General features: G+C 40.9%; 15 protein-coding genes. 11 read left to right on the plus strand and 4 right to left on the minus strand.

The window, feature by feature from the left end:
* The first annotated feature begins 29 nt into the window (after window positions 1–29).
* From PBAT_RS12135 to PBAT_RS12160, 6 genes are all read left to right on the plus strand, one after another.
* Entirely contained in the window at window positions 30–455 is a 426-nt protein-coding gene (locus tag PBAT_RS12135; protein ID WP_068596288.1) for an Rrf2 family transcriptional regulator, read from the plus strand.
* 130 nt (window positions 456–585) lie between these two features.
* Window positions 586–1,800 carry a lactonase family protein gene (locus tag PBAT_RS12140; protein WP_246168310.1) on the plus strand — a complete coding sequence of 405 codons (1,215 nt, stop codon included), beginning with the start codon at window positions 586–588 and terminating at the stop codon, window positions 1,798–1,800.
* Window positions 1,801–2,193: 393 nt separating this feature from the next.
* Complete coding sequence (locus tag PBAT_RS12145; protein ID WP_068650331.1) at window positions 2,194–3,273, plus strand: sulfate ABC transporter substrate-binding protein; 1,080 nt, start codon at window positions 2,194–2,196, stop codon at window positions 3,271–3,273.
* Window positions 3,274–3,336: 63 nt separating this feature from the next.
* Window positions 3,337–4,176, plus strand: a complete 840-nt coding sequence (gene cysT / locus PBAT_RS12150) for a sulfate ABC transporter permease subunit CysT (RefSeq protein WP_068649887.1) — start codon at window positions 3,337–3,339, stop codon at window positions 4,174–4,176.
* 45 nt (window positions 4,177–4,221) lie between these two features.
* The gene (gene cysW / locus PBAT_RS12155; RefSeq protein ID WP_068649889.1) at window positions 4,222–5,085 is read left to right on the plus strand and encodes a sulfate ABC transporter permease subunit CysW; all 864 of its coding nucleotides are present in this window, start codon (window positions 4,222–4,224) and stop codon (window positions 5,083–5,085) included.
* Between the two features lie 124 nt (window positions 5,086–5,209).
* A complete protein-coding gene (locus PBAT_RS12160) occupies window positions 5,210–5,434 on the plus strand; it encodes a YezD family protein (protein WP_068649891.1) in 225 nt (74 codons plus the stop codon).
* Between the two features lie 114 nt (window positions 5,435–5,548).
* Here the strand turns inward: PBAT_RS12160 and PBAT_RS12165 are convergent, their stop codons facing one another.
* Both PBAT_RS12165 and PBAT_RS12170 read right to left on the minus strand, forming a co-directional pair.
* Window positions 5,549–6,487: a hypothetical protein gene (locus tag PBAT_RS12165; protein WP_068649893.1), complete on the minus strand. Its 939-nt coding sequence runs from the start codon at window positions 6,485–6,487 to the stop codon at window positions 5,549–5,551.
* Window positions 6,488–6,579: 92 nt separating this feature from the next.
* On the minus strand, window positions 6,580–6,888 hold the full coding sequence (locus tag PBAT_RS12170) for a hypothetical protein (protein ID WP_068649895.1): 309 nt from the start codon (window positions 6,886–6,888) through the stop codon (window positions 6,580–6,582).
* Window positions 6,889–7,167: 279 nt separating this feature from the next.
* Here PBAT_RS12170 and PBAT_RS12175 point away from each other — a divergent pair, with 279 nt between their 5' ends.
* On the plus strand, window positions 7,168–7,857 hold the full coding sequence (locus PBAT_RS12175; protein WP_068649896.1) for an NAD(P)-dependent oxidoreductase: 690 nt from the start codon (window positions 7,168–7,170) through the stop codon (window positions 7,855–7,857).
* Between the two features lie 924 nt (window positions 7,858–8,781).
* Complete coding sequence (locus tag PBAT_RS12185) at window positions 8,782–8,982, plus strand: hypothetical protein (RefSeq protein WP_068649900.1); 201 nt, start codon at window positions 8,782–8,784, stop codon at window positions 8,980–8,982.
* Between the two features lie 375 nt (window positions 8,983–9,357).
* Here the strand turns inward: PBAT_RS12185 and serS are convergent, their stop codons facing one another.
* Window positions 9,358–10,647, minus strand: coding sequence for a serine--tRNA ligase (serS, locus tag PBAT_RS12190; RefSeq protein WP_068649903.1), 1,290 nt, complete (start codon window positions 10,645–10,647; stop codon window positions 9,358–9,360).
* A 74-nt stretch (window positions 10,648–10,721) separates the two neighbouring features.
* Between serS and PBAT_RS26235 the strand changes: the two genes are divergently transcribed.
* The 3 genes from PBAT_RS26235 to PBAT_RS12200 all read left to right on the plus strand — a co-directional run bounded on the left by PBAT_RS26235 (window position 10,722) and on the right by PBAT_RS12200 (window position 12,378).
* Window positions 10,722–10,856, plus strand: coding sequence for a hypothetical protein (locus tag PBAT_RS26235; protein ID WP_276326560.1), 135 nt, complete (start codon window positions 10,722–10,724; stop codon window positions 10,854–10,856).
* A gap of 268 nt (window positions 10,857–11,124) precedes the next feature.
* Complete coding sequence (gene ssuE, locus PBAT_RS12195) at window positions 11,125–11,694, plus strand: NADPH-dependent FMN reductase (protein WP_068649904.1); 570 nt, start codon at window positions 11,125–11,127, stop codon at window positions 11,692–11,694.
* A 150-nt stretch (window positions 11,695–11,844) separates the two neighbouring features.
* Complete coding sequence (locus PBAT_RS12200) at window positions 11,845–12,378, plus strand: hypothetical protein (protein ID WP_068649907.1); 534 nt, start codon at window positions 11,845–11,847, stop codon at window positions 12,376–12,378.
* An 88-nt stretch (window positions 12,379–12,466) separates the two neighbouring features.
* On the opposite strand, the gene PBAT_RS12205 is transcribed toward PBAT_RS12200, so the two are convergent.
* A complete protein-coding gene (locus PBAT_RS12205) occupies window positions 12,467–13,498 on the minus strand; it encodes a ribonucleotide-diphosphate reductase subunit beta (RefSeq protein ID WP_068591977.1) in 1,032 nt (343 codons plus the stop codon).
* Between the last annotated feature and the right edge of the window lie 229 nt (window positions 13,499–13,727).

Consider the following 13,727-nt stretch of genomic DNA (forward strand, 5'->3'; position numbering starts at 1 on the left):
TATAATTACAGATGAGAGGGAGCGATGAAATGAATAGTGAATTCAATATTGCCGTCCATTGTTTAACCCTTCTTAGCTTAAAGAAAGACCACATGGCTAATAGTGATGAAATTGCTAAGAGTGTTTGTACGCATCCTGCGCGTGTCCGTAAAGTGCTCGGATTACTACGGAAACAAGGTTATGTAACTACCAAGGAAGGTGTTGGCGGAGGCTATCTATTGAATGCTGATAGTTCGAAGGTGACGCTTGGCGACTTGTATCGTCTTCTTGCACGTGGTTCACTACAACCAAGTTGGTGTTCCGGAGGTGGAGAGTCAGCTTGCGTGGTATCCGAACATATACAAGAGGTTATGGAACGGATTTATAGCGGTGGGGAATTGGCTCTTGAACGCCATTATGATAACATTACATTATTGGATGTTACACGTGATATTCAATCGGAGAATCAACCTTAACGTTAATAACTATTAAATGGATGAGTCCTGCGTATGCGCAGGGCTATTTTTGTATGCGTATTAATTCTCGTTGAACTTGTAGGGAGAATAAATTATATTTAAGATGAAACACATCTGAACAGCTAGGAATATGCTTACGAAGCGAGCTTTACTTCGTAAAGCTAAGATTATGCTTACGAAGCAAGCTTTACTTCGTAAAGCTAAGATAATGCTTACGAAGCGAGCCTTACTTCGTAAAGCTAAGATAATGCTTACGAAGCGAGCTTTACTTCGTAAAGCTTTTAGGAGGAATAGTCTCATGACCACTCAGAATGAAATTGTTTTTTTTACAGGAACACAAACGAAGGATACAGAGAAAGGTATTTTCCGTTGTGCTCTTAATAAACTGGACGGATCTATGCGAATTGTGAGTAGTACTGAAGGTATAGAAAATTCTACATACTTAGTTGTAAATTCAATAGGCGATCGTCTGTATGCTGTCAGTGAAAAATCTGAGGGCGAGATTTTTGTCTATGCTATTGATAATGAAACAGAAGAATTGCAGTTATTGGATCGGAAACCGACACATGGTGCTGACCCATGTTTCATAAGTTTATCCACAGATGGTCAATATGCATTCGTATCTAATTATTCTGGTGGTAATGTGAACGTATTCCGAATCGGGGATAATGGGACGATAGAAGAGTCATGTACGATTACTCATAGTGGACACAGTGTGAATCCAGATAGACAGGAATCCCCTCATCCTCATTCGATTTACCCAGATCCATCGGGGAGTTTCGTTATGGTGTGTGATCTAGGAATAGATCAGATCGTGATCTATCGTCTAGAGGGAGGACAGTTAGTGAAGCATCGTGAGGTGAACCTTCCACCGGGAGCGGGACCAAGGCACTTCGACTTTCATCCTACAGGTAAATGGGCATATGGTGTGAATGAGCTTAATAATGAAGTCACAGTATTTACGTATGATGATAAGAACGCAGACCTTCACACGATTCAGAGTATTTCGACACTTCCTGATGACTATAACGAAGGAGTCTCATATCCTGCTGATATACATGTATCGACTTGTGGACGTTTCTTATATGCCTCTAATCGAGGACATGACAGTATCGTACAGTACGATATAAATTTAGATACAGGTAAATTAACAGCTGTGGATTGGCAAAGTACACACGGCGAGTACCCTCGTAATTTTACGATTGTAGAAGATGAGTTTGTTCTCGTAGCGAATCATAAAACGGGTAATGTTGTCTCCTACTATGTGGATACAGAGACAGGACGCTTATCAACGACTGGATATATACTAGAGTTACCGATACCAATGTGTGTTCAATCTCTATAAATCAAACATGATCGTCCTGCTCGTTGAGAGAATATTATTCGTATGATTAAATGTTAACTTTAATATATTAACTATTTATGACGTAAAGAATGAATATAGCAGAGGCTATTCCTTTTACTAAAGGAGTAGCCTTATTTCAGTATAAAATTATTCTAACTTTAACAAAAAAAGGTTTGACACTTTATCTCCATTTAATTACAATACTCATATACCTTATTAAACAGGTCGGAATAATAAATAATATTTCTTACCGTACAGACGGAGGAAATCACTCGCTAATGTTGCAAACACAGTTTTATGTGACTGGTATGACAACAAGGGTAGGTGATTTTCCTACGTCTGTTTTGTGTTCTTGTTAGTAAGGTGAGAAGAAAAATGGGAGTGATAATGATTATGAAGAAGGCATTGAAGCAAGGGGTTCTATTGAGCGCGGTATTACTATTGACTACTATGATGGCTGCATGTGGAGATAAAGCAACAGAGAAAGAAAACGCTACTCCAGCTACTACAGATATAAAAGTGACAGAAAAACTGAAGGATGTTGAGCTATTGAACGTATCCTATGATCCAACACGTGAACTTTATGCAAGTTACAATAAAGCATTTGCTACGTATTGGGAGAAAGAAAAAGGACAGAAAGTTACTATTAAGCAATCCCACGGAGGTTCAGGTAAACAGAGTCGGGCTGTTATTGATGGGCTAGAAGCAGATGTGGTTACATTAGCACTGGGATATGATATTGATGCACTTCAAGAAGACGGTCTAATTAAAGAGGGTTGGGAAAGCAAATTTGAACTTAACAGTTCGCCATATACCTCAACAATTGTATTCCTAGTGAAGAAAGGAAACCCAAAAAACATTAAAGAATGGTCTGATTTAGTTAAAGATGGTGTGGAAGTGATAACTCCTAACCCTAAGACTTCAGGGGGGGCTCGTTGGAACTATCTTGCTGCTTGGGGATACGCACTGAAACAGAATGGAAATGATGAGGCGAAAGCTCAGGAATTTGTTAAGAATCTATTTACACATGTACCGGTTCTAGACACAGGAGCTCGTGGCTCAACAACAACATTTGTGGAACGTGGAATTGGTGATGTTCTTATTGCTTGGGAGAATGAAGCGATCCTTTCCGTGAAGGAATTAGGCCCAGATAAATTTGATATTGTCTACCCTTCCGTAAGTATTTTGGCTGAACCTCCAGTAGCTGTAGTTGACAAAGTGGTCGACAAACGGGGAACACGTGAAGTGTCAGAAGCTTACTTAAAGTATTTGTACTCGGAAGAAGGACAGACGATTGCCGCTGAGAATTTTTACCGACCTACGCTTGAGAGTGTAAAGACTACATTTAAAGATTCTTTCCCAGCAATTGAATTATTTACTTTAAAAGATGTATTCGGAACATGGAAAGAAACGCAAACGAAGCATTTCAAAGACGGCGGTGTATTTGATCAAATATACGTACCTGGAAAATAGACTAATCGTGGATAGCTGATCGACTCTTAGGTCGAAGGCACGGAAAGGATAGGATACAAGGATATGAGTCAAGTCAAAGTCAAAGGTATCCAACGTAAAGTCATTCCCGGATTCGGACTGACGATGGGGTTTAGCGTGTTCTATCTTAGTGTGGTTGTCCTTATTCCTTTGGCAGCGCTACTCTTTAATTCTACCGGACTCACTTGGGGCAAGTTCTGGCAAGTGGCGACCGATCCTCGGGTACTAGCATCTTATCGTGTCAGCTTCACAACGGCGGCAGCAGCTGCATTACTTGATGCAGTGTTGGGCCTACTTCTAGCATGGGTGCTAGTACGTTATAAATTCCCGGGTAAAGCATTGTTTGATGCTTTGATTGATCTTCCCTTCGCACTGCCTACGGCAGTAGCGGGGGTCTCGTTAACTGCGCTTTATGCACAGAATGGATGGATAGGTTCATTATTGGAGCCTCTAGGGATCAAAGTGGCATTTACTCCCATAGGGATAACACTAGCGTTGATGTTTATTGGTATTCCGTTCGTGGTTCGCACGGTGCAGCCAGTGTTAGAGGATATGGAGAGTGATGCGGAGGAAGCTGCTGCAACATTAGGCGCAGGACGTTTTCGTACATTCTGCAAAGTAATATTCCCTAATTTGTTACCACCACTGTTAACAGGGTTTGCTTTAGCATTTGCACGTGGCATAGGAGAGTACGGTTCTGTCGTCTTTATCTCTGGTAATATGCCGATGAGGACCGAGATTGCGCCGTTGTTGATCATGTCGAAGCTTGAACAATATGATTATGCGGGCGCTACTGCTGTAGCTATTATCCTATTGAGTATTTCTTTTCTTTTGTTACTTTTAATTAATTCACTTCAACGATGGGTGCGCCGAACCTCTCGCTAACAAAGGGAGTCATTGCAACCACTTTGTTAAAAGGAGGAAAGGTAGATGGCAGGAAAAGAACCGGTGATAGCATCACCTTCACTACAAGGGAGTATCTCAACAGCGGCAACCGAACCCAGATGGGCTAGATGGCTTCTGATCGGTACTGCGGGTTTGGTATTGCTGTGGTTAATCGTACTTCCACTTGTTATTGTATTAACAGAAGCTTTGAAAAAGGGTTGGTCGGTGTATGCTGCTGCGCTTACTGATCCAGATGCCATGTCAGCCTTAAAGCTAACATTACTTGTAGCGCTCATTACTGTACCTTTGAATACGGTGTTTGGTGTGGTCGCTGCATGGGCGGTAACTAAATTTAAGTTCCGTGGTAAAGGATTGTTAATTACCTTAATTGACTTACCTTTTGCCGTTTCACCTGTGATAGGGGGACTGATCTATGTCTTGGTATTTGGTGCTCATGGCTGGTTTGGACCGTGGCTTGACGCGCATAATATCAAAATCATATTTGCTGTACCTGGTATTGTTCTGGCCACACTATTCATTACCTTCCCCTTTGTAGCTAGAGAGTTGATACCTTTGATGGAAGATCAAGGTGTACAAGAAGAGGAAGCTGCGGTGACCTTAGGGGCACGTGGCTGGACTATCTTTTTCAAGGTGACATTGCCTAACATCAAATGGGGGCTGCTTTACGGTATTATTTTGTGTAATGCGAGAGCGATGGGGGAGTTCGGTGCGGTTTCTGTCGTGTCGGGACATATCAGAGGAGAGACAAATACGCTCCCCTTACATGTTGAAATTTTGTACAATGAATATCAATTCTCAGCTTCTTTTGCTGTTGCATCACTATTGCTTCTATTAGCCATGGTAACGCTAATTTTGAAGAGTTGGTTTACACGGAAAGATGCCCATTGACACTTCTTTCCAGTACGTGTTAATGTTAATCCATACTAATTCGGTTGGATAAGAATGAATTATACTAAGAGCTATTCTAAGTCTTGATACATTGACTTAATAACCTGGCGAAGGGGGCGACACTATGGCAAAACCACTTCAAGTGGACGAAGTTTGGTTGGGGCGTATTGCTGAGTTACTAAATAATATGGAATTTGGATCACTTCAGATCGTAGTACATGAGGGACAGATTGTACAGATGGAAAGAACGGAACGGAAGCGATTTGAGAATAAACCCTTGGGGATCGCCAAGTCTAGTTCTGCTCCTCGGCCAGGAACGCGAAATCTTAAGGAATCTAGTTCTAATTAATTGGTTATCATTGATAATAGCCCCACTGTTCAAGACGAACGTTTCTGCTAATAAGAAGCGTTCGTAGGGCAGTAGGGCTATTTCTTATGAATAGATATGAGGGTATGTGTAGACTTATCCGCGGTATTTGTTATTCTTCCGATTGGAACGTGTGGGTAGCTCAGATATGTCGTGATTCGGAGTCGTGGCAAGTGAGGATACGCTCACCTCTGTTATTAACGTTGGTGCAACTTCTACCACAAGATCGCGACCGGCATAAGGACGTTCCCGACGTGTGCGTTTGGTGGTGAGTGTAAAACCAGCGATAAAGAGGATAACTTGTACAGAAATAATATAAAGTGCCATATTCAAACCCAACAAGTGGAATAAGGCAACTGCAGCGATCAATACATAGAGACCTGTATAGAGTAGGTTAAGTGGAAGCCTACGAGTATACATGAATACAAGGTAAAGGGATGCCGTAGCAATAACGCAAGAGATAAAGCGAGCCCAAGCATGAATGACATTCGACTCAGGTAATCCAATAAGAGTCTGATATAGTTGTAAACCCCATACCAGAATAGCTACTAGAGCCACAAAGGGGAGAGCTGGTTTGAGCAATACCCAGAAGCTAAATCCCCAACTTGGTCGATCCCATTTGCGCAAAAGAGTACTTTGTTCCTCAATCCGCCGATTAACCTCACGTACCCACGTTTTGTGAAGCATTGATAAGCGAGACGGATCTCGTTCTCTTATGTAAGCGTCAATCTGTTCATGAAGATCGCTTGTGAGTATTGGTGCCGCCTTACACTCCTCTAAAAGAGAAACCAATTGAGATATTTCGTCCTGGCTGTGATTCTCACGCTCCATCATTTCACTGAGGGGGCCTGTAACACGGCTATATAACAACAAAGACTTCTGTAATCGCTCTAATTGTTCCCTGCGGGCTGTTTGTAGTTGTAGTGCTGTACGTATGTATAGCCATATAAATAGAACAACCGTTAAACCAGCTAATATAAATCCTTCTACAGAACTTGAGAGCGTGTTGATGAATGTCGTAACCATATGGAACAACCCGATGCCCCCTTCATTATTCTACCTCCACTATTGCATAAGGACACTAATATTTCAAGGTGATGAAGGGTTCAGATAACAGACCGTCTTAGCTAAAACCGTGGTCTTCTACGTGAACCAGTAACAGCTTCGATAAGCAACACAATTGCAGTGAGCCCATGCATGATCCATCCGACAATAGGAATAATGCCTACTAAGGAAGTGACTACACCGAGTCCATTACCAATAATAGATGCTCGATCCTTTAAGAGAGAGACAATTGCCACGATGTGTAAGAGCAATGCAAGTCCGAGTGGTAACCACCCATGAGAAAGAATATACGCACCTCCTATAAATGGAATAGCGAAAAAGGCTTCAAACGCAAATGTAATCCATTTCAAAAGTCTAGATGTGTTAGACATTTTTTTTATGACACCTACCGTTTCTTGTTTATGATGGTCGTATACCAATTCTACATTCATTGGCGTAGATAATAAACCCAATAGTATAAGTATAGGATTGAATTATACTTATATATACCCCAATCTTGATGTTTGGGAACACTATAGACAATTATGAACTTCTATAGTTCAAATTATATATATAGAATGAACTAAAGTATCTGCGTTCGCCTTTAGTTCATTCTATATAGATGGTAAGATAACAGAACGAATTATTAAACTCATGGCGCATCATAGGATATGCCTGAACAACATAGAAAGAAGGAATATGAAGTGGTAGATATTAAAGGACAAGATGTTAAAATTGTATTGTTTGGCGCTAATGGAAGGATAGGGGAGCTTATTATGAAAGAGGCGTTAGACCGTGGTTATCAGGTTACTGCCGTAGTACGTGATCAGACTCGTATGACAGAGCAATATGAGAATCTAAGTGTGGTAGAAGGAAATGTGATGAATGTAAATGAAGTTGCATCCATTTGTGAAGGTCATCAGGCAATCATAAGCGCAATGGGTACAACGCTTGGAGCGGAGGAGGAGTTAGCAGTTGTAGCTCATTCGATTGTTGAGGGTGCAAAGCGTTCGGGTGTATCCCGACTTATCATAGTAGGTGAAGCTGGAAGTCTTGAAGTAGCCTCTGGCGTAAAGTGGATGGATACGGATGAATATCCTATCGAATCTAAGCCACTTGCTAATGCTCATGCTAAGGCCTATGAAATATATAGTGAGTCTGACTTGGACTGGACGTATTGTAGCCCTCCAGCTCAGATTATCCCTGGACGTCGTACCGGGCAATTCCGTATTGGGACGGATAAGCTCATTCTAGATGAGAGTGATAGAAGTACTATATCAGCTGAGGATTACGCTGCTGCAATTATTGATGAAGTGGAAGATCCGTATTTCTTACGTGCTCGATTTACGGTAGCTTACTAAGTAGAGGTAAGTATTATCATTGCTGAATGTAAGGTTTTATAATGAAATAAACCGCATATACTGGAATGGTGACAGGTGGGCATTCGCGCTATTTTAGCGTGGAACGCAGGCTGATCGAACAACGTGTGATCATATTTAAACCTTAAGAGGGCATTTGCATTTGCAAATGCCCTCTTAAGGTATGAAGATCCAAATACATACTAGAGGAATAATCCAAGCGAGCATAAGGGAGGTGAGAGAATGTCTCCGTAATATGCTGGTGGCGAAGTAGAACAATAGGATCGTACCTAATCCGAGGAGCCCGGAAAGCCAAGAGGCACCGATCCCATTTACCGTTAGGGTGTAACCAACTATATATCCCCATATAGACAAAACAAATATATATATGGACCCGCTAAGAGGAGCCATAAGAGCACATAAAGCATCAAAAGTAATAGATGCCATCATAATTATACCGTACACCCATTGTTCAAGAGAGAACGGTGTTATGGAGATTGTGATGTAATCATGCGTGATCATATTGATTAGGTTTAATAATAAGAAGGCTATCCCTCCACAAGCTAGCTTATTTATAACGTAGTGCCCGATGTGTAAACGCCACATCATGGGGGAGTATTCTTTAGAATGCATCATTTCAATCCTTTCCTGGTACGTCCAGTAAATGTATCTAATCCATCCCTTCATTATAGTCATAAGCCTATTCGTATGTTCTAGGCATATGCCCAGTTATAAAAGACAGTTTACAAGGAATGGGGGCGCTTTATAGACATAAATAAAGCGCTTACACTATTAACAAATGTACGAAAACATGATATTATTAGAGCGTAAACAAAACCTTATAGCAAGCAAGACCTTGCTGTATTCCCAATGGGTGGATTTGTAACGGCAGGGCGAGGCTTGCAACCATTCAGGAGGTCGAAGGTTATGTATGAAGGATTTATTGAAATGCAACATGTTGTCACACGGGTTCAGTATTTAAGAAATGAAGGACAAGGACTTGAGGAGTATCATAGAATTGAGTTCGGATATGAACGTAATCATCTTCATACACCAGAGCTCATAGGGGCGAAAGAGGAGCCTTTATACATTTATGATACATCTAGAGTAAGAAGATGGTGGTATTAGTCTAGCGCATAAATAATAACATATAACATAATAGAATGATGAATTATATAAAAAAGGGGCACTACGGGAAAAGGCTATCTACCATGATTTGTGGTAAGTAGCCTTTTTAGGATTGAATGAAATGGGAATTGGACGCCATGGTTATTAATTACGTAACCTCCTTCATCATGCCATATGTGTATGCATTAGCCCATGTTAGCGTGAGAACAATGTTGAAATGAATAAGAAAATGATACATACGAGTAGTAGTCAAATTAATAAATCGGTGGAATGGACTGAGAATGGGAACAGAGGGTGTCTTCTTGGTCATAATAACTGACTAGAGACACCCCCCTCTGTTTGAGCGAGCAATGTTTATTTATTCATGTCTTTAACTTATTGTTGTGTAGTTGGAATTAATCGTTCCATTCCTCCCATATAAGGACGCAGTGCCTTAGGGATATAGATGGAACCATCCTCGTGTTGATGATTCTCTAGCAGTGGAATTAGAATACGTGGGGATGCGACAGCTGTATTATTGAGCGTATGGCAGAATTGTAGCTTACCATCAGCATCACGGTATCTAATGTTAGAACGACGCGCTTGGAAATCAAGCACATTGGAAGACGAATGTGTCTCTCCATAGCCTTGCCTACTAGGCATCCAGGTCTCGATGTCATATTGCTTATACGTTTTTTGCGACATATCTCCTGTACATACCGACATCACACGATAAGGAAGCTCTAATAACTGAAGGATTTCTTCCGCATGAGCTGTGATTTCTTGAAGTATCTGCTCTGAGATCTCAGCATTATTCTCACAAAGAACGACCTGTTCTACTTTTGCGAATTGATGAACTCGGTATAGTCCTCGAACATCCCTCCCAGCTGATCCGATTTCTTTACGGAAACAAGCTGACATCCCAGCTAGTCTAATCGGTTCTGTTACATCAATGATCTCATCGCTATAATACGATACCAAAGAAACTTCAGACGTACCGACTAGCCATTTATCTTCGCCCGTAATCTCAAAAGTCTGATCCGCTCCCGTTGGGAAAAAACCTGTTCTTGTGAGTGCCTCTGGCCGGACCATAACCGGCACATCCATAGCTGTGAATCCATAATTGGTGAGTAGATCCAGTGCTAATCGTTGTACGGCTAGATGTAAATATAGACCGGCCCCCTTGAGAAAATAGTTCCGGCTGCCTGCGGCTTTCACGCCACGTGGAATATCAATGAGATCATGGCGTTCACCTAGCTGAACGTGATCTAATGTCTCAAAGGCAAAGACTGGCGGAGTACCGACTCGTCTAATCTCGACATTGTCAGTATCATCTTGGCCCACAGGTGTGTCGGGAGATACAATGTTAGGAACCGACATCATCCGGCGCTCACATTCTTCATTAGCCTGAGTTAGTGCAGATTCATGCAAAGTTAACTGTTGATTGATTTGTCTTACCTGTTCTTTGAGAGGTTCAGTGGAGGTTGGCTGTCCTTGTTGGATGTTCGTAGCGATTGCGTGTGTCAGTCGATTACGATCAGCCCTTAAATCTTCAATCTGTTTCAGTAGATCGCGTCTCTTCTGATCCCAATGCAGTAAATCGGTGACCGACAATTCTAACCTTTTCTGTTGTGCTGTCCGTTGTACCAAGTCCGGATTGTCCCGGATAAATCGAATATCTAACATATCCCACGAGCTCCTTTGTCTAAAAAAATACAAAAAACGCCCTCATCCTTTGGGACGAGGAGCGCTTGCTCGCGGTGCCACCCAACTTGATCGAAGCAGCTATAGGCAGTCTTCGATCCTCTTGGTTCCGCGGTAACGGACGGATGCCGGTTAACTTAGGGAGAAGAAATACCTTCTCTGGTCGCCAACGCCTCACAGTTGGATTCTGATCATAGGCGCAATATCACTGTTCAATTCTTTGTCGTTTATTATAGCGTATACGAAGTGGAAGTTCAATATACAGTTCAGGGTAATGGGATATAGATAAGCAAATTTATAGCAAGGGGAAGGGTTGATTAAATGGACATTTAATCAATTGACAAATGTTGTAATACTTGTTACGATGATTTAAACACACTATCCAGATCGGATTTATAAATTATAAATATTAAATACTGAGATTCTTATGTAGAGTCTTATGAAAAGGAGAATAAAAACATGGCCAAAATTGTTATCATAAATGGAAATCCTTCGCTTACTTCGAGACTTGGTGCAGTTATTGATTACGTGGAACATATTCTTGGTGTCTCCGGTTTCGAAGTGAGTCGTATTGATGTAGCCCGGCTCCCGGCGGATGATCTCATTCATACGAAGTTTGAAAGCGAACATATTGTCAAAGCCAACGGGCTAGTGGTAGAAGCAGATGCTGTAATTATTGCAAGTCCAGTGTATAAGGCATCTTATACGGGTGTACTTAAGACATTCCTTGATCTTATTCCTCAAAAAGGTCTTGCTGGTAAAATTACGTTGCCTTTGTTTATGGGAGGGAGCCTTGCACATTTACTGGCTATTGATTATGCTCTAAAACCTGTTCTGTCTGCGCTAGGGGCACGTCACATACTAGGTGGAGTCTACACGGTAGATTCACAAGTGACTCGTACGGAAAAAGGCGGGATGGAGATTGCTGAAGAGTTACGGATACGTCTGCATGCTGAACTTGAAGAATTGGCAATCGAAACACGCTTGAGAAGCGAGCATAACAATAAAGTATACGAATTAAAGGTGTAGACCTGGTGATTAAATAGTGTGAAATGGAGTTGGAACTGGTTACAGTTTCGCTCTTTTTTTATATTAAAAGTTCTCATGTCTTTATTTTTTTGTGAAAAAAAAGAGACTAAATCGATTTTAATACGTTATTGTATCAAAGGAGTGATTACTTTGAAGAAACATTCTACAACAATGACAAAAGCTGTCGTCGTTGGGTCATTGATTCTAACCTGCTCTCTGTTATTTATGGCATCAGGTTGCTCAACAAGAAGTGATGAGGCCGCGGCTATAAAAATAGGCGAGAGCTTAAAGAAAATGCAATATGAGATTCAAGTTGCTGACATAGGAACAACCGTGGAGGATAGGATAAAGAAACAAGAGGAATTTAAGCCATTCTTAACGGAGCAAGGATATATAGTATTCACAGCTAATAGACAAAGCGAAATAGCGACAGGTTATGCCCTTAATAATAATTTGAATATAAAGGTTAAACAAATTGAATTCGAAAATATGAAACAGGACAATATGGAGAAGGATACATTCTCTTTTCGTTATAGTATAGACCTTGAACTTAGCCCATCAGAATTGACTTCATCTAAAGGCACAAGCGTGGTGACTCACACAGGACATATGTCAGTCGTTAAACAGGATAATGAATGGAAAATACTTAAAGATCTTGATAATGGGTTCATTGCGGACGAGTAATTGAAAATTATGGTTGGTGTAAGCAAAAAGGAGGTGGCTCATTAGAGCCCCTCCTTTTTGTGTATAAGAATACAATAATATATTGAACTTACAAATCATCGAATCCGTTATCATCGCCGACTTTACCGTAGTTACGGGATTTCGCTTCGAAGAAATCAGTCTTCGTTGAATTGAGGGCATCGTCTGAGAAAGGTTTAATCCAAGGCATACAGTTCACATCTACACCCACATAAGCTTTGTCCATACCCATGAGTGTAAGACGTTTGTTAGCTGTGTACTTAATATAATTCTCAAGCTCATTTAGATCAATTCCTGCGATCTGACTAAGCGTGTAATGTGCCCAGTTAATTTCTAATTGAACAGCTTCATCAATGGTTCTATACACATACGCGATGTTTTCTTTCGAGTTAAGTTCTGGGAAATCAACAAGCAACTGCTTAAATACTTCAGCAAAGAAATAGCAGTGTTGATTCTCATCGCGTTGGATATACGAGATCATCTGACTTGTTCCCATCATTTTTTGATCGCGAGCCAAGTTATAGAAGAAGGCAAATGTACTATAAAAGAAGATACCTTCAAGAATCAAATCTGCCACCATCGCATGGAAGAATGTCTGTGGATTCTGTTCATCACGGAAACTTTGATAAATATCAGCAATGAAACGATTGCGTTCAAGAAGAACCGGGTCCTTCTTCCAATATTCAAAAATTTCTTTCTGCTCTTGATCCGAAACAATGGATGAAAGTACATAGGAATAAGATTGATTATGAACAACTTCTTGTTGCCCAATAATCGCTGAGATAGCTTCTAGTGAAGAATCCGTAAAGTAACGTTTTACATCCCCTACAAACATCGTTTGCATAGAATCTAACACTGCAAGTAATGAAATATTAATCTTGAAGACGCGTTGTTCTTCAGGATCTAATCTTGCGAATTGTTGAGCATCTTTGGACATTGGAATTTCATCTGCAATCCAGTGATTTAATAACAGTACTTTATAAAGTTTATACATATGAGGCATACGAATATCATTCCAGTTTAGAATACCCGAACATTCACCTTCGATAATGCGTGTAGATTGATTGGGTGCTTCAGTATTGAAAATTTGTTGCAATTTCATATCTATTACTCCTTTATAAATAAGCTATCTTACCTATCCGCGAGAGCGAATAGGTAAGGGTAGTAAATGTTATAGGTTTTGATCTCCCGCATTTGCGAAGCAAATAGGAGGTTTAGAACTTGGTTTAGAACTTCCCCGCATTTGCGGAGCAAACAGGATCTGTAGCTCGGCGAAGCAAGAGCTACTCACTCCCACGAAGTTGAGCGGGTCCCCGAAATGCATTCGCAAA

This window comes from Paenibacillus antarcticus (assembly GCF_001637225.1).
Lineage (GTDB): Bacteria > Bacillota > Bacilli > Paenibacillales > Paenibacillaceae > Paenibacillus_AQ > Paenibacillus_AQ antarcticus.

Coding starts and splice junctions, on each gene's coding strand:
- PBAT_RS12135 (WP_068596288.1), top strand. CDS start 30: ATGAATAGTGAATTCAATATTGCCGTCCATTGTTTAACCCTTCTTAGC.
- PBAT_RS12140 (WP_246168310.1), top strand. CDS start 586: ATGCTTACGAAGCGAGCTTTACTTCGTAAAGCTAAGATTATGCTTACG.
- PBAT_RS12145 (WP_068650331.1), top strand. CDS start 2,194: ATGAAGAAGGCATTGAAGCAAGGGGTTCTATTGAGCGCGGTATTACTA.
- cysT (WP_068649887.1), top strand. CDS start 3,337: ATGAGTCAAGTCAAAGTCAAAGGTATCCAACGTAAAGTCATTCCCGGA.
- cysW (WP_068649889.1), top strand. CDS start 4,222: ATGGCAGGAAAAGAACCGGTGATAGCATCACCTTCACTACAAGGGAGT.
- PBAT_RS12160 (WP_068649891.1), top strand. CDS start 5,210: ATGGCAAAACCACTTCAAGTGGACGAAGTTTGGTTGGGGCGTATTGCT.
- PBAT_RS12170 (WP_068649895.1), bottom strand. CDS start 6,888: ATGTCTAACACATCTAGACTTTTGAAATGGATTACATTTGCGTTTGAA.
- PBAT_RS12175 (WP_068649896.1), top strand. CDS start 7,168: ATGCCTGAACAACATAGAAAGAAGGAATATGAAGTGGTAGATATTAAA.
- PBAT_RS12185 (WP_068649900.1), top strand. CDS start 8,782: ATGTATGAAGGATTTATTGAAATGCAACATGTTGTCACACGGGTTCAG.
- serS (WP_068649903.1), bottom strand. CDS start 10,647: ATGTTAGATATTCGATTTATCCGGGACAATCCGGACTTGGTACAACGG.
- ssuE (WP_068649904.1), top strand. CDS start 11,125: ATGGCCAAAATTGTTATCATAAATGGAAATCCTTCGCTTACTTCGAGA.
- PBAT_RS12205 (WP_068591977.1), bottom strand. CDS start 13,498: ATGAAATTGCAACAAATTTTCAATACTGAAGCACCCAATCAATCTACA.